The 18,380-nt window shown below is 68.7% G+C and carries 12 protein-coding genes; 1 reads left to right on the top strand and 11 read right to left on the bottom strand.

The features are described 5' to 3' along the window. Nucleotides 1-38 precede the first annotated feature (38 nt). The gene (locus ACI2LP_RS23395; RefSeq protein WP_404726450.1) at nt 39-4,061 is read right to left on the bottom strand and encodes a HAMP domain-containing protein; all 4,023 of its coding nucleotides are present in this window, start codon (nt 4,059-4,061) and stop codon (nt 39-41) included. Nucleotides 4,062-4,494: 433 nt separating this feature from the next. Further along, complete coding sequence (locus ACI2LP_RS23390; protein ID WP_326654632.1) at nt 4,495-4,665, bottom strand: hydrophobic protein; 171 nt, start codon at nt 4,663-4,665, stop codon at nt 4,495-4,497. Nucleotides 4,666-5,030: 365 nt separating this feature from the next. Here ACI2LP_RS23390 and ACI2LP_RS23385 point away from each other — a divergent pair, with 365 nt between their 5' ends. Continuing rightward, nucleotides 5,031-5,651: an L-threonylcarbamoyladenylate synthase gene (locus ACI2LP_RS23385; RefSeq protein WP_404726449.1), complete on the top strand. Its 621-nt coding sequence runs from the start codon at nt 5,031-5,033 to the stop codon at nt 5,649-5,651. 48 nt (nt 5,652-5,699) lie between these two features. On the opposite strand, the gene ACI2LP_RS23380 is transcribed toward ACI2LP_RS23385, so the two are convergent. The 9 genes from ACI2LP_RS23380 to ACI2LP_RS23340 form a co-directional block, all read right to left on the bottom strand. Further along, on the bottom strand, nt 5,700-8,462 hold the full coding sequence (locus ACI2LP_RS23380) for an ABC transporter substrate-binding protein (protein ID WP_404726448.1): 2,763 nt from the start codon (nt 8,460-8,462) through the stop codon (nt 5,700-5,702). A gap of 876 nt (nt 8,463-9,338) precedes the next feature. Further along, nucleotides 9,339-9,506: a hypothetical protein gene (locus tag ACI2LP_RS23375; RefSeq protein WP_404726447.1), complete on the bottom strand. Its 168-nt coding sequence runs from the start codon at nt 9,504-9,506 to the stop codon at nt 9,339-9,341. A gap of 194 nt (nt 9,507-9,700) precedes the next feature. Continuing rightward, nucleotides 9,701-10,411 carry an ABC transporter ATP-binding protein gene (locus tag ACI2LP_RS23370; RefSeq protein ID WP_404726446.1) on the bottom strand — a complete coding sequence of 237 codons (711 nt, stop codon included), beginning with the start codon at nt 10,409-10,411 and terminating at the stop codon, nt 9,701-9,703. Next, nucleotides 10,404-11,222 (bottom strand): ABC transporter ATP-binding protein, encoded by an 819-nt coding sequence (locus tag ACI2LP_RS23365; protein WP_404726445.1) that lies wholly within the window; start codon nt 11,220-11,222, stop codon nt 10,404-10,406. Before ACI2LP_RS23365 ends, ACI2LP_RS23370 begins: the two co-directional genes overlap by 8 nt. Then, nucleotides 11,219-12,256, bottom strand: coding sequence for a branched-chain amino acid ABC transporter permease (locus tag ACI2LP_RS23360; RefSeq protein ID WP_404726444.1), 1,038 nt, complete (start codon nt 12,254-12,256; stop codon nt 11,219-11,221). The genes ACI2LP_RS23365 and ACI2LP_RS23360 overlap by 4 nt, the downstream gene beginning before the upstream one ends. Then, nucleotides 12,256-13,149: a branched-chain amino acid ABC transporter permease gene (locus ACI2LP_RS23355; RefSeq protein ID WP_404726443.1), complete on the bottom strand. Its 894-nt coding sequence runs from the start codon at nt 13,147-13,149 to the stop codon at nt 12,256-12,258. The genes ACI2LP_RS23360 and ACI2LP_RS23355 overlap by 1 nt, the downstream gene beginning before the upstream one ends. Before the next feature lie 15 nt (nt 13,150-13,164). Further along, nucleotides 13,165-14,364 carry a branched-chain amino acid ABC transporter substrate-binding protein gene (locus ACI2LP_RS23350; protein WP_404726442.1) on the bottom strand — a complete coding sequence of 400 codons (1,200 nt, stop codon included), beginning with the start codon at nt 14,362-14,364 and terminating at the stop codon, nt 13,165-13,167. Between the two features lie 306 nt (nt 14,365-14,670). Then, entirely contained in the window at nt 14,671-15,102 is a 432-nt protein-coding gene (locus tag ACI2LP_RS23345) for a hypothetical protein (protein WP_404726441.1), read from the bottom strand. A 284-nt stretch (nt 15,103-15,386) separates the two neighbouring features. Further along, the gene (locus ACI2LP_RS23340; RefSeq protein WP_404726440.1) at nt 15,387-18,281 is read right to left on the bottom strand and encodes an ATP-binding protein; all 2,895 of its coding nucleotides are present in this window, start codon (nt 18,279-18,281) and stop codon (nt 15,387-15,389) included. Nucleotides 18,282-18,380: the final 99 nt, after the last annotated feature.

Raw genomic sequence — 18,380 nt, 5'->3', positions numbered from 1 at the left:
ATGGTCGACGCGCGAGAGTGGCTGGCAGGGGGCCCCGGCTACGTGTTCACCCAGCGGCGGACGCACGCGATGAGTTCATCGGCGTCCAGCGGTTTGGTGACGTAGTCGCTGGCTCCTGCGGCCAGGCACTTCTCGCGGTCACCGGGCATGGCCTTGGCCGTCACGGCGATGATGGGCAGAGCGCTGTGGGCCGGCCTCCGCCGGATCTCGGCGGTGGCGGTATAGCCGTCCATCTCAGGCATCATCACGTCCATCAGAATCAGGTCGATGGCGGGGTTCTCGGAGAGAGTGTCGATGCCCCTACGGCCGTTCTCGGCATGCAGAACGTTGACGCCGTGGAGTTCCAGGATGCCGCTGAGGGCGTACAGGTTACGGGCATCGTCATCGACGACGAGGACGGTACGCCCGGCCAGGGTCTCGTCGGTGTCCTGGGGCGATGCGTGTGCGGCTTCCTCGGGGCGCATGAGTGGCAGTACGTCGCCCGGCTGCTCGGCGGAGAGGTGCAGAGTGATGCGTTCCCGCAGCTCGTCCAGGCTGGAGAGCAGCTCCAGTGGTTGGGTCTCGACACGCGACTGCAGTTTCCGTTCCTGTGCCCGATCCAGCCGACGGTTGTTGTGGGCCAGGACGGGCACGCTGCGGATACCCGCGTCGCCGTCCATGGCGTCAAGGAACCGGAGGGCCTCGCCGTCGGACATGTCAAGGTCCAGTACGACGCAGTGGCAGGATTCCGCGGCGAGCGCGGCGGCCGCTTCCTGGGCTCCCAGGGCACTGACGACCTCCACTGCGGCACGCGGGTCGGTCAGGTCGCGGCGGTCGGTGAACTCGGCGACGGTGCTTTCGGCGACCAGCGTCATGAGGCCACGCGGCCGTTCCTCGATCACCAGAAGGCGTCGTTGCCGCGGGGACGCCTGAAGGGCGGGGGGCGCGGCGGGACGAAGGGTGTCGTCGGGTGCCGTTTCACCGCCGCCGATTTGAGCGCTCTGCGCCGGTGCGGCGCGGTGTTCGAAGTCCGGGCGGCACGCGGGCAGATAGAGGGTGAAGGTGCTTCCCTGGCCCAGTGTGCTCTCAGCGTCGACCGCGCCTCCGAGCAGATGGGCGATCTCCCTGCTGATGGACAGACCCAGCCCGGTTCCGCCGTAATTCCGGCTCGTGGTGCCGTCTGCCTGCTGGAAGGCGCCGAAGATGGAGTCCAGCTGCCGCTCGGCGATGCCGATGCCGGAATCCTTGACGCGGAATGCCACGGTGGGCCCGAACCGGCGCATGGTCGGCGGCAGTTCGCTTTCCGCGGCCGGCTCAATCCGGAGTTCGACACTGCCGCGTTCGGTGAACTTGACCGCGTTGGACAGCAGATTGCGCAGTACCTGACGCAGCCGCGCATCGTCGGTGAGCAGGTCGGCCGGCACTCCAGGGGCTGTGGTGATCGTGAAGCCCAGGCTTTTCTGAACGGTGAGCGGCTGGAAGGTGGCTTCGACGTACTCCAGGAGCCGGCGCAGCGGGACTCGCTCGGGATGGATGTCCATCTTGCCGGCCTCGACCTTCGACAGGTCCAGGATGTCGTTGATCAGTTGCAGCAGATCGGAACCGGCCGAGTGGATGATGCCCGCGTACTCGACCTGCTTGGGCGTGAGGTTTCGCGTGGGGTTCTGCGACAGCAGCTGCGCGAGGATGAGGAGACTGTTCAACGGAGTCCTCAGCTCGTGGCTCATATTGGCCAAGAACTCCGACTTGTACTTCGAAGCGAGGGACAGCTGCTGAGCGCGGGCTTCCAACTCGCCGCGGGCCTGTTCGATCTCCAGGTTCTTGGCCTCGATGTCGCTGTTCTGCGCGGCCAGCAGCGCTGCCTTCTCCTCCAGCTCGGCGTTGGACCTCTGCAACTCCTCCTGCTGCACCTGCATTTCCTCCGAGCGCGCCCGGAGCTCGCTCGCCAGGCGCTGCGACTCGCCGAGGAGTTCATCGGTACGGGCGTTGGCCACGATGGTGCTGACGTTGACGCCCACGGTGCCCATGAGCCGCTCGAGGAAGTCGCGGTGGACGGGCGCGAAGGAAGTGAAGGACGCGAGCTCAATGACACCGAGGACCTGGTCCTCGACGAGAATCGGCAGCACGATCAAGCTGCCCGGGGTGGTGCGGCCAAGGCCGGACGACAGGGTGACGTAGTCGCCCGGAACCTTGTCCGTGGCGATGACGCGGCGGCTGCGCGCAGCTTGGCCGACCAGGGATTCGCCCAGCCTGAACCGTGTGTCCGGGTCGGATCCCGCGGGGCGGCCGTAGGAGCCGACAAGCGTCAGTTCCACGCCCTGCTCGCCCTCCACGGCGAGATAGAAGGCACCGTACTGAGCCTCCACCAGAGGGGTCAGCTCATCCATGATGTTCTCAGCCACCACAGCCAGGTCACGATGGCCCTGCATCAACGCGGAGAGGCGCGCCAGATTTGTCTTCAGCCAGTCCTGCTCCTGATTGGCCCGGGTCGTCTCGCGCAGCGACCCCACCATCGAGTTGATGTTGTCCTTGAGTTCGGCGACCTCGCCGGAAGCGTCCACGGTGATGGAGCGGGTCAGATCGCCCTCGGCAACAGCGCTGGTCACCTCGGCGATGGCCCGTACCTGCCGGGTCAGATTGCCTGCCAACTCGTTGACGTTCTCGGTGAGACGCTTCCACATACCCGAAACGCCCTCGACCTCCGCCTGGCCGCCGAGTCTCCCCTCGCTGCCGACCTCCCGGGCGACCCGCGTGACCTCGGCCGCGAAGGACGACAGCTGGTCGACCATCGTGTTGATGGTGGTCTTGAGCTCCAGGATCTCGCCGCGGGCGTCGACGTCGATCTTCTTCGACAGATCGCCCTTGGCGACGGCGGTGGTCACGAGGGCGATGTTGCGTACCTGACCGGTCAGGTTGTTCGCCATCGAGTTGACGTTGTCCGTCAGGTCCTTCCAGGTCCCGGCCACGTTGGGGACGTGCGCCTGGCCACCGAGGATGCCTTCGGTACCGACCTCACGCGCCACGCGCGTGACCTCGTCCGCGAACGCCGACAACGTGTCGACCATGGTGTTGATCACCCCGGCGAGCGCGGCCACCTCGCCCTTGGCCTCAACGGTGATCTTCTGCGACAGGTCGCCACGCGCCACGGCGGTCGCCACCTGGGCGATGGACCGCACCTGGCCCGTCAGGTTGGAGGCCATGACGTTGACGTTGTCGGTGAGATCCTTCCAGGTGCCCGACACACCGCGCACGGTCGCCTGGCCGCCCAGATTGCCCTCCGTGCCGACCTCGCGTGCGACGCGGGTCACCTCGTCGGCGAATGCGGAGAGTTGGTCGACCATCGTGTTGATGGTGTCCTTCAGTTCGAGGATCTCGCCCCGCGCGGTGACGGTGATCTTCTGGGACAGGTCGCCCTTGGCTACCGCGGTGGCCACTTGCGCGATCGACCGCACCTGAGCGGTGAGGTTGTCGGCCATGAAGTTCACCGAGTCGGTCAGGTCCCGCCAGGTGCCGGAGACTCCCTTGACGTCCGCCTGCCCGCCGAGCCGACCCTCGGTGCCGACCTCGCGTGCCATGCGCGTGACTTCGTCGGCGAATGCGGAGAGTTGGTCGACCATGGTGTTGATCGTGTTCTTGAGTTCGAGGATCTCGCCCCGGGCGTCGACGTCGATCTTCTGGGACAGGTCGCCCTTGGCCACCGCCGTGGCCACCTGCGCAATGTCACGTACCTGCGTGGTGAGGTTGCCGGCCATGGCGTTCACCGAGTCGGTGAGATCTGCCCAGGTGCCGGACACGCCGGGTACCTCGGCCTGGCCGCCCAGGGTTCCTTCGGTGCCCACCTCGCGGGCCACGCGGGTCACCTCGGAGGTGAACAAGGAGAGTTGGTCGACCATGCCGTTGAAGACGGTGGCGATCTCACCGAGCAGGCCGTCGGCCTCACTGGGCAGGCGGGTGCCGAAATCACCGTCGCGGACGGCGGTCAGCCCGGCAAGCAACTGCCGCAATTCCAGCTCACCGACCTTGGCGCCGCCGTGTGCAGCCGTGCTGCCCACCGCAGGCCGTGATCCGGTCGTGTCAGCCATGTCTACCTCACTCGAATTCGGCCGCTACGAGAGCAGTACACGGAGTTGCGAAGTGCCCACCAAATTCGCCAAAGACTAGCCCACGAGCTGCGATGCCGACAAAGATCGGCGGAAGCGCACATTCCGTCGGTGATGGGGTGTATGTCCCCTGCGGGGGAGCGAGGCGCCAGATCTGGTTGGAGGGTGCGCGTTCTGCCCAACCGGATGGGCGCCGAAACGTCGTCGGAGTCTCTCATCAACCATGCCGGGGCGGCGGCCGGTAGACCAACTCGATCTCGTGGCTGCTGTTCGAAGAGACGCGTGCCGGGTATTTGTAAAACTTGCCGGAAATGGAGAAGTGCCCGGGGAATGCAACCTTCGCCGGAATGAACGCCGCGCAGGGCGGCCCCGGACATGGATGTCCGGGGCCGCCCTGCGAATTCGGGTCGGGCCGCTACCAGCGGTACCAGCGGCCGCGACTGCCTCCTGTTCCGGCGGATCGCATGACGAAGCCGAGCAGCCACACCGCGAGCACGATCACCGCTACGATCCACAGTGCCTTCAATGCGAATCCGGCACCAAAGAGGATCAGGGCGAGCAAGAGAACGAGGAGTAGGGGAACCATAGTTATCAACCTCCAGGAACTCGTGTGCCCAGGGATTGGCCCTCCATGCGCGCGTTTTCCGATGGTTCGCCTTTCGCCCGTCACGTATTCCTTACTGCGTCAGAACTTCGTGCGCCGTCCCTGATACCGACTTATCGGCAGTACGGGACTGATGCGCTGCGTCCGGGCCGTCCGGGCTGGGCCGGGGCGCGCCTTTGACGGGAGGATCAGGGCAGGCAGCAGCCGGTGCTCCATCGCGAACACCGCCGCACCGGCCCGGCTGCGTCCGGTGGCGAGCACCGCGGCGGCGGCTCGGGACGCTCTCGGCCTCGCGGCGCCGTCGTGGTCACCCGAGCGCGGATGCCCTGATCACCTAGACTCGGCGGATGGCGAAGTATTTCGACGTGCACCCGGAGAATCCTCAGCGGCGCACCATCAGCAATGTGGCTGACAGTATCCGGTCCGGTGCGCTCGTCGCGTACCCGACGGACTCCTGTTACGCACTGGGATGCCGGCTGGGCAGTCGTGACGGCATCGGCCGGATCCGGTCCATCCGGAACCTCGACGATCGTCACCACTTCACCCTTGTGTGCCAGAACTTCGCGCAGCTGGGTCAGTTCGTGCACGTCGACAATGACGTGTTCCGCGCGATCAAGGCAGCGACGCCCGGCAGTTACACCTTCATCCTCCCCGCGACGAAGGAGGTGCCGCGCCAGCTGCTGCACCCGAAGAAGAAGACCGTCGGAGTCAGGATTCCCGACCACGCCGTCGCGCAGGCCCTGCTCGCGGAACTCGGTGAGCCGCTGGTTTCCAGCACCCTGCTCCTGCCCGACGAGGAAGAGCCGATGACACAGGGCTGGGAGATCAAGGAACGGCTCGACCACGTGGTGGACGCCGTGCTCGACTCGGGCGACTGTGGCACCGAGCCGACCACGGTCATCGACTTCTCCGGCGGCGAACTCGAGATCGTACGCAGAGGGGCGGGCGACACCGCGCGGTTCGAGTAGCCGCCTCGATGGCGTCACCACCAGCCCGGCCCGCCTGAGCTCACGCGGTTACGGGCACGGGTGCTCCTTGCCCTTCGGCCCCCACGTCGTGCGTTCATCACCGCGCGCCACCGTGCCGCACAGCAGCTCGGTCGCCGGCTCGTCGCTGCTGCCCCGCAGTACCGCAAGCAGTTTGTCCTCCGTCAGCCGTCCTCCGCCCGCCGCGCCGTGCGCGTCGATACGGCCGGTGGCGCCGTCGAAGCCCCCGCCGCCCAGGCCCTGGTAGAGCACGCCTTGCAGCAGCCCGCGGTCGAGGCGGTCGTCATGTCCGCCGGTGGTGCGCCAGGCCTGGTCGATGCCCTCGGCGAGATAGCGCAACGCGTCCCAGGCGAGCGCGACATGGCCGTCCTCGCGCATGGCCTTCGTCCTGGCGCTGTGGTCGCCGCCGTACGCACGGTCGTACGCGGCGAGGAAGGCCGCGGCCTCCGGGCTCCGTGCCGCCAGCGTGGGGGCGTAGCCGTGCGAGACGTAGAAAAGGGTGAGGCCCTTGAAGTCGTCCCAGGGGCGCCGCTCTTCCGTCAGCGTGTTGGTGACGTCGTCGCCGCCGAGCACGCTGATCTTAGGGCAGTCGCCTGAGATACGGGCGATCTCGGCCAGGAACAGCTGGAACTGGCTGGCCCGCGCCGACCACACCACCGCCGTCCGCGGCTCCTCACTCACCGCACGGCAGACCTCGCGGGCCAGGTCCTCCACGGTGGGCACGGGCCGCCCGCCGAGCGCACCCGGCACCGGTCCCGGTTCCGGTGCGTCGGTGGGGGTGTAGAGGAGTACGTCGGTGCGCCCCGGCCCGTACGAGGCACGGAAGGACGCGGCAAGGCTGTTGCTGTAGGCGTCGGTGGCGTCGGCAACGAGACTCACCCGGCGAGCCTTCTGCCCGCCCGCGGTCATCCCGGCGCTCGAAGCGAACGCCGCCATCAGCTCGGCGGCCCGCGCATCGGTGGGGGCTGTCTGGTAGTAGTGCTCGCCCTGGCGCAGGAGTTCATCGGCGGTGCCCGAGGTGCCGACCATCGGGATGCCGGCCTTGTCGAGGGTGCGCATCGCGTTGTACGTATTGCGGCGGCTCTGCCCGAAACCGACGACGCCCGCGATGGACGGATCGCTCGCGGCGAGCTCCACGATCCGGTCGGCGACCGCGGGTGCGTCCTTGAAGCGGTCACCCGCGTTGGCGGCGAGCACCCGCAGCGGGACGCGCTCGCCGGAACGCAGCGCCTGGGCGTTGATGTGCTGCTGCGCCAGCGCGATGCCGCGCAGCTCCGCCAAGGTGCCGCCGCGCACCGGGTCTTCGGCGTCCTTGCCGCCGGTGAGCGGGCCGAAGTAGACGACGGTGCGGCGACCGGGGCGCGGGTCGTTGCCGGGCCGGCCCGCGAGCTCCTTGTCGACCTCCTCGTTCTGCCGCTCGATCTGCTGGAGCACGGCCCGTACGGCCTGCTCGCTGGGCTCCTTGCCGAAGCCGGCCGCGCCTTCGGCAACGCCGACGCAATGCCCGTCCGTACCGAGGAAGGTGGAGCCCTGGCAGGGGTCGTCCTTCTCGCGGCCCCCGATGTCCGGTACGAGGACGAGGCCGGCGGCGAGCGCGAGCGCAAGCCCTCCGACGCCGAGCACTCCGGCCACCTCGGCGCCGGGACCCCAGCGCGGCGACGGCGTCACCAGCGTGGGCCAGCGGCCGAGCCAGTACACCGCGGCCTGGTCGTCCTCGGGTCCCTCGGCAACCGGCACTACGATGCCGGTCGGCTGACCCGGCGTCATCCCGCGCCGCTCGATGTTGATCAGCTCGGCGCCGGCGTGGGCGAGGCCCGACGCGTCGATGTCGGGGATGCGCGAGGCCAGCGAGCGTACACCGCCCGCCACCGCGCACACCGAGGTGCAGCGCAAGTCCTCCATGGCGGAGCGGAGTTCACGAAGGAAGCGCTGTACGCGCGAGTCGGCGGGCCCCGCCTCGTCGAAGAGAAGCACGAAGCGGGAGGCGCGGCGTCGCCGCCAGGGGTTGAAGAGACGCGTCCGGCACGCCTGGTCGAGGTCGGCGAGCAGGGCGTGCATGAGCACCCGGTCCATACGCTCCGGCTCATTGGCAGCGTCGCCGTGTACGAGGTCGAGCGCGGAGCGGAAGAAGTCGGTGGGCGGGCTGCCGTGCTGACGGCGCACCCACTCCGCGTACCAGCTGCGGCTGCGGGCACGCCCGAGCATGCGGCGGTTGGCGCGCCAGCCGTACCAGGCACGCGGCAGCCGCTGGAAGAGCGGGCCCGCGACGAAGTTCCACAGCAGCTCGAGCAGCGTGCCGCCGCTGGCCTGGTCGCGGCCGCCGAGCCACCACAGGGTCTGGGCGGTACGGGACCAGTTGCGGTACTCCGCGTAGCAGTGGTTGCGCAGCTCGGCGTGGCGGCGCTCCATGAGCCCCTCGACGGCGGGCGCGGTAACGACGGAGCGCAACAACCGGTAGCTGTGCAGGCGTAGTTCACCCGTGCCGGGCGGCATGGTCTCGGCGAGCTGAAGGGTCAGATGCTCGAAGAGTTCGAGCGGCGGCGGCTCGGCCCCGTCCGGGATCTGCGGGATGTACGCGTGCGGGGCGAGGACCTCGCTGCGGCCGCGCATCCGCGAGCGGAGCCCCGTGACGATCCGGCGTCCCGCATTGCCGCCGTCCGGCTCACTGAGCAGGACGACGGGCACCCTGCTGCGGCTGCGCCGGGGCTGTACCACCAGTTTGTCGAAGGCGTCGATGAAGCGCTCGACGCCCGGATAGGCCGGAATACGGCTCTGTGGATCCCCCGCGGTCATGAGCAGGCCCCCCTTGTTTCCCCCTGAGAAGTAGGAGCTATTCCCCCTACCGGCCCTAACCAAGCGCGGAGTTGGATCACAGGGCAAGCACAGTTCTGCCGCGGGCGGTGATGGTCGGCACAGGGCCTGCCACTCACTCATGTCCGGACGCCGTCCTCGGCCACGGCCTTGACGAACCGACACCGACACTTAACCAGTCTTTGGTCGCACTCCTGAAAGCTCCCGCGGGGGATTGCTGGCCCACAACTCCTCGATGAGCATCGATATGGTGACCGTGTGGTTGGCGTGAAGCAGCAACATCGCGAGCGTGCGATGGAGCATCGGGGCAGACGGCGTGATGTCCGCTTCTACGTCACGGACTGTCAACGACCCCAAGATGGCGAAGCGCATCATTGTCCTCATGTCTGTGATCGGGGGCGCGGAACTGCTGAAGCCGTTCGACCTGGAGGGGGTTCCGCGCAGCCCTGGCCGGGAAGCAGCCGTGCCGTATCCCCTCGAGGGGCACGGAACCTCCCGACCGCATCCTCGACAGCCGCCCGCAACGCCCGCACGTCGGTGATCAGTCGATCGCCGGTGGGACAGATCCGCCAGTGCGGGCCCGGCCCCCGAACGCGGTGCAGGGGCGGCACAACCAGATGCTGTGTCATGCCGAGGGGACGGGTCTCCGGGACGTCCCACCCGGCTGTCGAACCCTTGCGAACGAACCAGTAGACGGCGGGCTCGCGGGGGTCCTCGATCACGGCGCCGCTGCGGTGCCCCAGGATTTCCAGCACATGTATGCCGATGCTGCGCGGCACGCGGACGGCGTCCCAGTCGAAGCCGGCGGCCTGCAACTGGCAGTCCGCCGTGGTTGGCAGGGCGGACGGCCGGGACGGCTCAGAGCTCATGGGTCATCGGCTCCTCGCCGTCCCCCGACCGGTGCCGCAGCAGGGCCGGGACCGACGGGCCACAACGGCGCGCGCCGCCCGCCGCGGGAAGGAGCACCGCGACGACTACTGACGCGATGGCGCGCGGTCCGCTCCTCAACTGGGGTCGTCGTCGCACGGTCACCTCTCCCTTCACGGCCGTCCGGCTACAGCTACCGGGCGTCCCGTCAGATGGTCAGCCTTCGGGCCGTCCCTCCGCAGCCCCAATCAGGGCGGTTCTTGGGGCAGTCGGGCCGCACGAAAGTGCTCCCGCTTGCCGGCCGCCGGGGCGCCCGCACTGACCTGCGACCGATCCGAGCCGCCCGGGGCCGCTCACGCAACCCCGCCCAGATAGGCCTGGACGACGCGGGGGTCGGCGGACAGGTCGGCCGCTGTGCCCTCCAACACCGTCTCCCCGTTCTCGATCACATATCCCCGGTGCGCGATCTTCAGCGCAGCCGTGGCGTTCTGTTCGACGAGAAGCACCGCCGTGCCGCCGAGGTTGACGTCCTTGATCACCTCCATCACCGCGGCGACCATGAGCGGGGCCAGGCCCATTGACGGTTCGTCCAGCATCAGCAGGCCGGGGCGGGCGACGAGGGCCCGGCCGATGGCGAGCATCTGCTGCTCCCCACCGGACAGCGTCCCGCCGTGCTGAGACCGCCGTTCGGCCAGCCGGGGCAGCAGCTCGTAGACCTCCTCGACCCGCCGCGCGAGTTCGGCGCCGTCGCGCAGCAAATAGCCGCCCAGCAGCAGGTTTTCATGCACGGTCAGTGTGCTGAAGATCCGCCGTCCCTCGGGGACGTGCACCACTCCTCGCGCGACGATCCTCGACGGAGCGGTCCTCGTGATGTCTTCACCCGCGTGCACGATCCGGCCCGCGGCGGGTCGGACCAGCCCGGACACCGCCGACAGAGTGGTGGTCTTGCCCGCGCCGTTGTTGCCGAGCAGGGCGACGGTCTCCCCTTCGGCAACGCTGAGGTCGAGCCCCCGCAGTGCCTGTACTCCTCCGTAACGGACGTCGAGGCCGTAGATCTCAAGCATGGTGTGCCCCCTCCCCGTCGAATCCGGCGCGAGCGGCATGGACTTCGTCGTCGTCGGCCGCCCGGCCGAGGTAAGCCTCGATGACGGCCGGGTCCTGCCGTACCTCCTCCGGCGAACCGTCGGCGATCTCCTTTCCGAAGTTCAGCACCACCACTCGCCCGGACACCTCCATGACCAGGCCCATGTCGTGCTCGATGAGCGCGATCGCCATGCCCAGCTCTTGGATCCGCCGGATGAGGGCGAGCAACTCGGCCTTCTCGCCGTGGTTGAGCCCGGCTGCCGGCTCGTCGAGCAGCAGCAGCTTCGGCCGTCTGGCGAGGGCGCGGGCGATCTCCACCCGGCGCTGCTCGCCGTACGGGAGGTGACGCACAAGACCGGCCCGGTCCCCGCGGAGTCCGACGAAGTCCAGCCATGTGTGGGCCTCGTCGGTGCTCTCGCGCTCGCTGCGCCGGTAACGGGGGGTGTGCAGCACCGCGTCGAGGGTGCTCTGCCGCAGCCACAGATGGGTGCCCGCCCGTACGTTGTCCAGCACCGACAGCTCACCGAACAGCCGCAGGTTCTGGAAGGTGCGGGCGAGGCCGCGGGCGGCGACCGCCGACGGACGCAGGCCCGTCACATCCTCTCCCGCCAGCCGGACAACGCCCCCGGTCGGCTGGTAGAACCCGCTCACGCAATTGAACGCGGAGGTTTTTCCCGCGCCGTTGGGGCCGATGATCGAGACGATCTCGCCCTCACCGACCGAGAAGGTGAGGCCGTCGACGGCACGGACTCCGCCGAAAGCCAGCCGCAGATCCCTTACTTCGAGAATCACTCTTCCTCCTTTGCCGGTGCGCCGGGTGCGCCGGGCGTGCTCCGCGCCGCCGTGTGGCCGGGCTCGCGCGAACGGTGCGGCCAAAGGCCCTGCGGGCGGAGCAGCATCACGACGATGAGCAGCACGCCGAACACGAAATAGCGGTAGTCGGCCAGGCCCCGCAGCAGCTCGGGCAGCAGACTGATCACCACGGCGCCGACCACGACGCCGGGGGTGGAGCCCATACCGCCGAGCACGACCGCCATCAGGACAAGGGCGGACTGCAGGAAGGTGAAGCTGGCCGGGGAGATCGCCGAGAGCTGGCCGGCGAACAGCACGCCCGCGAGTCCGCCCCAGACTGCACCCGCGACATAGGCCGCCAACTTGACCCGGTAGGTATGGATTCCGCTGGCCTCGGCAGCGTCCTCGTCCTCCCTGACGAATCGCCAGGCGCGGCCTATACGGGAGCGACCGAGCCGCGCGGCGAACAGCACCGCGACCGAGACGATCAGTACGGCGGTGTAGTAGAAGACGACCGGGTCGGAGAGCGTGTCACCGAACAGCCCGGGGATGCCGTAGATCCCTGAGGGACCTCCGGTGATGTCCAGGTTGCTCGCGACGATCCGGATGATCTCCCCGAAGCCGAGGGTCACGATGGCCAGATAGTCGCTGCGCAGCCGCAGCGTGGGACCTCCGATCACCACTCCGGCCACCACGGTCACCACGACGACGACCGGTACGGTGGCCAGGAGCGGGACCTTCAACTCCGTGGCGAGTACCCCGCCGGTGTATGCGCCGACCGCGAGGAAGGCGGCGAAGCCGAGGTCGAGCAGACCGCAGTAGCCGACGACGATGTTCAGACCGACGGCGAGCATCACGAAGATGACCGCGCTGGTCATCACGTTCATCGCGTACGGAGTGGCGATGACGAACGGGGCGAGCAGGGCGGTCGACAGCCCGGCCCAGCCCAGCCTTCGGCTTTCCAGCAGCCTTGTGACGGGCGAGGGCCCGCGGCCCTTGACGGGCTTCACCGGTGGGTTCTGGACGGCCGTCATCACACTCGCTCCGTTACACGCTCGCCGAGCAGGCCGGTCGGCCGCACGGTCAGGAAGAGGATGAGGAAGCCGAAGGCGAACACATCGCGCCACTCGCCGCCGAGCCAGTCGGTGCCGAAGGACTCCAGCAGCCCCAGGACGAGGCCGCCCAGCATGGTGCCCTTCATATTGCCGATGCCGCCGATGACGGCCGCGGTGAACGCCTTGAGCCCGATGATGAAGCCCATCAGGAAGTCGATCTTTCCGTAGTAGGCGCCGGACATGACTCCGGCGGCGCCCGCCAAGGCCGAACCGATGAAGAAGGTACGGGAGATGACCGCGTCGACGTTGATGCCCATCAACAGGCACGCCTTCGGGTCGAGCGCGATGGCGCGCATCGCCCGGCCCTGGCGGCTGCGCATGACCAGGGTGTTCAGCGCCACCATCAGCCCGGCGGCGATCGCCATGAGTACGAGCTGCTGAACGGTGATCTTGGCACCGAACACCGCCACGGCGGTGCCGTCGAGACGTACCGGATAGACCCGCGGGTTGGGGCCGGCGACGATGCGGACGCCGTACTCCAGCGCGAACGATGCGCCCACCGCGGTGATGAGCAGCGAGAGGCGCGGCGCTCCGCGCAGCGGCCGGTAGGCCACCCGCTCCAGTGCGACGCCGCCCAGGCCGGTCGCCAGCATCGTCAGCACGAGCACGACGAACAGTGCGAGCAGCGAACTTGAGGGGACGAAGCCGCCCAGCGCGCCGAGCATCGCGAACCCGGAGAACGCTCCGAGCATATAGAGGTCACCATGGGCGAAGTTGAGCAGCTTGATGATCCCGTAGACCATGCTGTAGCCCAGGGCGACCAGGGCGTAGAACGAGCCGACGAACAGCCCGTTCCAGATCAGCTGTGCCATGCGATCTCCTCCGGGCTACTTGAGGGAGTCCCGCAGGACGAACTGCCCGTCCTTGACGGCGAGGATCACGAAGCCACCGTTGCTCAGCGTGTGGTCGGCGGTGAACTTCAGCGGGCCGGAGAAGATCTTGAAGCCGTCCATCGCCTCGAGCGACGCGGTGACCTTGTCGCCGTCAGTACTGCCGGCCTTCCTGATGGCCTCGGCGGCGACCCGAACGGCGTCGTAGGACTGGGTGGAGTACGGGCCGGGTTCGGCGCCGAACTTCGCCTTGTAGGAGGCGATCCAGCTCTCGGCGCCCGGAGTGGTCTGGGGGGTCTGGGTCATGGTGGCGAAGGCGCCCTCGCCGTGTTCGGCGCCCGCGATCTTGACGAGCTTCGGGTCGACCGAGCCGTCGCCTACGAGGAACTTGCCCTTGTACCCGGCCTGGCGGAACTGCCGGATCAGCAGACCGCCCTCCTGGTAGTAGCCGGTCCAGTAGACGTAGTCGGGGGCCGACTTCAGCACGCTGGTCACATTGGGGCTGTAGTCGCTCTCACCCGGGTTGACCGCTTCCTCGACGGCCTTGGCCGGAGCGCCCGCGGTGCCCAGCTTGGCCCAGGTGAGGTCGGCGATGTCCTTGGAGTAGCTGGTGTTGTCGTCCATGACGGCGACCTTCTTGGCCCCGTCCTTGCTCAGCCAGGCGACCGCGGCGGCAGCCTGCTGGCTGCCCGTGCCGTTGATGAGGAAGACATGCTTGAGGTGTTGGCTGACGAGCTGGTTGGAGTTGGCCGCCGGAATGACCATGGGGATGTTCCGCTTGTCGAAGATCGGCAGCGTGGGCAGGGTGGCGCCCGAACAGTAGCCGCCGACCGAGACGGCCGCGTGCGCCGCGACCAGCTTGTTGGCCGCCGCGACCGCGGTCTTCGGGTCGCAGGCGTCGTCCTCCACCTGCAGCCGCAGCTTCCGGCCGAGGACGCCGCCCTTGGCGTTGATCTCGTCGACCGCGAGCTGCGCACCGTTCTTCATGTACGGGCCGGTGTCCGCACTGCTGCCGGACATCGGTATGGCCATGCCGAGCACGATGGGGCCCTTGTCGTCACCCTCGGCGCCTCCGCCGACCAGTCCGTTGCAGCCCGTGGTGGACAGCGCGGCCACCGTAAGGAGCGAGGTCAGCGCCACGACGCGGGACGTGGTGCGAGCGGTGGAGGGCAGAGCGGGGATGGTGGGTCTCTTCACGGGGGGACGCTCCTCTGCGAGGTATTGCGGACGGTCGGTGTGAGGGCCTGGGGGATCGGTCACGGGTCTGAGGACCAGCGGGGATCGGTCGGCGGGCGACACGGTGGGTGGCAGTCGGCTCAGAACGTGGCTCTTCTCTCTGCCGGGTCAGAAGCCGCATGGCGTGCTATGTGGCGTGTGACATTTCACATCGCGCCAGAGTGATCGGTCAATGGCTGGAACCCGACCGTTATCCCGGACGTTGTCCCGGCCGGTCTCTCACAAGCCTCTGCCGACCCGCCGGTCAGGGTGTTGGGGAGGGCGCCGTCATCGCTCGGCGCCGGGCGCCGAGGGCAGCGCCATCGAACCGGGCGGCTCCGGTCCGGAGTGCCTCGGGGCGTGAAGGGGCGGGAGTTCCAGCACCCTGCAGCCGAAGCCAGTGATCCGTCCGACGATTGCGGAGGCCTCGAGATCGTGTACGGACAGGACGAACGGTCCGGGTATCAACAGCACGTCGTAGCTGCCGCAAGCCACCAGGTCCATAAGCCTTTCCAGGCCCGGCAGCGGCCCTCGGGAGCGCAAGCCGTTGTCCAGATGGATCGAGGGCTCAGGTAGTCCGAGTTGTCGGGCATACCTGCCAAGTGCGATCCGATGCGTTTCCATTCCCCAGACATCGAAGGGAAAGCACCGAAGGTATCCTGCGATCCTGACTGTGCCGGGTTCAATAATGTCAAGGCCCATGATTTTCTTTTCCGCCATCGGATTCTCCGGTCATAAGGGGATTTCCCCGGATGTATGTGGCTGGTGATTCCAGGAGACCGAGGGCGTGCGGCCGAGTCCATGGCCGGACGAACACAGTCCGGTCACCGATGGCAGCCCGTACCGGGGATGGCTGGGTAGGGACATCGCCCGTGCAATGGAACGCTAGGTAGTCACTAGGTAGTTGCTAGGCAGTACAGAGCCCACATGTACCTATCGCGTCGGCCGCACCGGCCCGAAGCCAGGGGTAGGGGCCCGGCGGCGCGCATGAGGTACCTCGCGGCTCACGGGTTGTTGGTGGCCAGGGCATCTCGGACCGCGTGGCGACTGGTGACGCCGAGTTTCTTGAGGACGCTGGCCACATGGTGTTCCGCGGTGCGGGGGGAGAGGAAGAGGGCCTGGGCGATGTCGCGGTTGGTGGCGCCGGTGGCGAGGAGGCCGGCAACTTCCTGCTCGCGGGGGGAGAGCTGCTCGCCGTAGCCGCGGCGTCCGACCGGAGGGCGAGCTTCGCCGAGGTCGCGCAGAGTGCGCTGGCAGCGGGCGGCGTCGAAGGTGGCCCCCAGGTGCCGGTAGATCTCGTCGATCTCCGTCAGGTCCTGCGCGGCACGGTGCGGCGTGGTGGGGATCAGGGTGCGGGCGGCGCGTTCGGCGGCCTGGGCCGTGAGGTAGGGGCGGCCGATGCCCTGGAAGGTGGCGCGAGCACGGTCGAAGTGATCGCGAGCCCGGGCCGGGTCGTCGTCGCGCAGCAACAGTCCGAGGCAGAGGTGAAGATGGGCGATGGCGGCGGGCCCGTCCTGGCCTTCGATTGCGCGCTCGAACTCCCTGGTCAGCTGCGTGGCCGACTCGGGCCGCGCGGTGGCGAGGGCGGCCTCAACGGCGACCGGGACCACGGCTGAGGCCCTGAGCCAGGGCCCGTTGTGTCGCAGGCTGTTTGTTGCCGGGGCGCTGATCGCCCACGCTGTCTCGGGCTCACCCTGGGCAAGCCTGACCCGGCCGATACCGGCGGCGGCATCAGCGGTCCAGACCACGTAGTCACTCGCGTCTCTCGCGGTGGTGTACCTCTTCAGTGCCTGGCTCCACTGTCCGCGGGCTTCGGCGAGCGCCCCCAGAACCAGCGATCCCTCAACCTCCAGCATCAGGATGTCCTGGACTTGGGCGAACAAGGATGCGTAGGCGGCCTCCAGGTCGCCCCAGGCGCCCTCGTACCAGGCGAGTTCCTGGCGCAGAATGCGGCAGATGGCGTCAAGATGCGGGGCACCGGTGCGGTGGGCGAGTTCCTGGCTCTGTTCGAGCAGGGCGCCGACCCGATCGTCGTGGCCGAGATCCAGCGCGGCGTCGGCCGCGTTGTACAGCGCCCTGGCGGTCTGCCTCAGAACGGCGAGGTCTCTGCCTTCCCGGGGCAGGCGATCGACCAGCTCCCAGACCGACGGATGCCCGATCTGGGCCAGCACCGCGATCTTGTTGGCGTGCACTGTGGCCCGCGCCGCCTCATCGGGACTGGCCTGCACAGCGCGCTCGGCGCGCTCGATCCAGGCCAGTGCTTCCGCAGCGGGCCGCCCTCTGAACGTCGCCCACAGGGCGAGATGACTCATCGCGTGCGCGGCGGTCTCGGGCCGCTGGTCGCTCAGCTCCTCGATGGCGCTCTCCAGCTCCCGGATGCCTTCCGGGTCGCCGGCCTGACTGGTGAGGATGAGGCCGAGTCCGACGCGGATCTCACCGCGGGTGGTGGCCGGCAGCTGAGGGTCGGACAGGATTCGTTGCAGGACCGCCACCGACGCCGTGTACTCGACGCTGAAGGTGGCGGTGCGGCTGAGGGCCAGCGCTATGCGAGTACGTACATCCTCATCCAGCCCGGGTTCGGCCAGGATGGTGTGCAGAAGAGCGGCGGCGGTGCCCTGGTCACCCAGCGCGAGCGCCTGAGCGGCGGCCGCCTCGGCCTGTGTGAGCCAGCCCTCCCGGTCGCCCAGGGCACGGAAGTGATGGGCGATCTGCACCAGCGGGGGGCTGTCCAATGTGCGCAGGGCCGCGATCGCCCGCTCATGCAGGCGGCGACGCTGCGGACCCGGGATGCTCTGGTAGACGGCCTGCTGGGCAAGAGCGTGGCGGAACCCGTACTGCATCGGCTGGTTCTCGCGCAGCACCGCAGCGCCCAGCACCTCCATCAGGGCTGCCATGCCCTGTTCAGGGTCGAGATCGGCGACCCGGGTCAGTACGGGTTCCGCGGTGGGCACCGCCAGCACCGCGGCGGCCTCCACCACCGCTACCGCCTGCGCCGACAGGCCCTGCACCCGTGTGGTGACCGCCTCCCGCAGTCCTCGAGGCACCACCGCTTGGCCGAGCCTGGTCACCGGATCGACCACCTCAACGCTCAGGTGTCCCCGATGCCCCTGTTCACTCAAGGTGATCAGGTCCTCCTCGACCACCAAGGGCAGGCCCGCACTGCGCTCGAACAGGATGCGGCCCAGTGCGTGAGTGGCGCGCGGGCCCAGGGCGGCAGCGGTCAGGTCATGGATGTCGGATTTGGTCAGCGGAGCCAGGTGGATCTCCGCGCCGCTGGTGCCCGGCGGGCGGCGATAGGCCGCACCCAGGACGGGCGCGCGCGGCGGCAGCTCTTCCTGCCGGTAGGTGAGCACCAGGCCCAGGTGCGGTGGCAGGTCGCGGGCCAGGAGCAGCAGCAGCTCGCGGGTGGCTTCGTCCACCCAGTGCAGATCCTCGATGACCAGGATCGCAGTGCCGCAGGCCTCCAGGACCGCGCGCACCGCCCGTACCAGCTGGTAGCGCTCGGCCCCGGTCTCCTGCACGTCGGCGGGGGCGGTAGGCAAGTGGTCGGTCAGTTCCGGCAGCAGCGGCGCCAGGACGCCGGCCAGCGGGGACATCTCGGAGGCCTGCGGAAGGAAGGGCCCGGCCTGGCGCAGGGCGTCGATGACCGGCCCATAGGGAAAGGGTTCGCGCAGCGGGTGGCAGGACCCGTACAGGACTCGCCCGCCCTGGCCGGCCAAGTCCCCGGTCACCTCGCTGACCAGGCGGGACTTGCCGACCCCGGCCTCTCCCTCGATCAGCACCACTGCGGGTGGATGCTGCAGGGCGCCCCGCAGCAGACCGGACTCCTGTCGACGGCCCACAAAGGCGAAACCTCCGCCGCCCGCGGCGCGCGGGCCGGGATCGAGATTCACCATCATGACGCACCCAGCCGTTCTGGGCGGCCACGGGCCGGGCGGCTGCCCGTACATCCCGCGTCACACCCGCAACCTCGTACACACCACGCTAATCCCGCTCCT

Source organism: Streptomyces sp. NPDC019890 (genome assembly GCF_044903445.1).
GTDB lineage: Bacteria > Actinomycetota > Actinomycetes > Streptomycetales > Streptomycetaceae > Streptomyces.
Note: the sequence above shows the minus strand (reverse complement) of the source record. Positions and strands in the feature narration are given on the sequence as shown.

What these genes read in the sequence shown, in the direction of transcription:
- ACI2LP_RS23395 (WP_404726450.1), bottom strand. Translation starts at nt 4,061, where the DNA reads ATGGCTGACACGACCGGATCACGGCCTGCGGTGGGCAGCACGGCTGCA.
- ACI2LP_RS23390 (WP_326654632.1), bottom strand. Translation starts at nt 4,665, where the DNA reads ATGGTTCCCCTACTCCTCGTTCTCTTGCTCGCCCTGATCCTCTTTGGT.
- ACI2LP_RS23385 (WP_404726449.1), top strand. Translation starts at nt 5,031, where the DNA reads ATGGCGAAGTATTTCGACGTGCACCCGGAGAATCCTCAGCGGCGCACC.
- ACI2LP_RS23380 (WP_404726448.1), bottom strand. Translation starts at nt 8,462, where the DNA reads ATGACCGCGGGGGATCCACAGAGCCGTATTCCGGCCTATCCGGGCGTC.
- ACI2LP_RS23370 (WP_404726446.1), bottom strand. Translation starts at nt 10,411, where the DNA reads ATGCTTGAGATCTACGGCCTCGACGTCCGTTACGGAGGAGTACAGGCA.
- ACI2LP_RS23360 (WP_404726444.1), bottom strand. Translation starts at nt 12,256, where the DNA reads ATGACGGCCGTCCAGAACCCACCGGTGAAGCCCGTCAAGGGCCGCGGG.
- ACI2LP_RS23355 (WP_404726443.1), bottom strand. Translation starts at nt 13,149, where the DNA reads ATGGCACAGCTGATCTGGAACGGGCTGTTCGTCGGCTCGTTCTACGCC.
- ACI2LP_RS23345 (WP_404726441.1), bottom strand. Translation starts at nt 15,102, where the DNA reads ATGGCGGAAAAGAAAATCATGGGCCTTGACATTATTGAACCCGGCACA.
- ACI2LP_RS23340 (WP_404726440.1), bottom strand. Translation starts at nt 18,281, where the DNA reads ATGATGGTGAATCTCGATCCCGGCCCGCGCGCCGCGGGCGGCGGAGGT.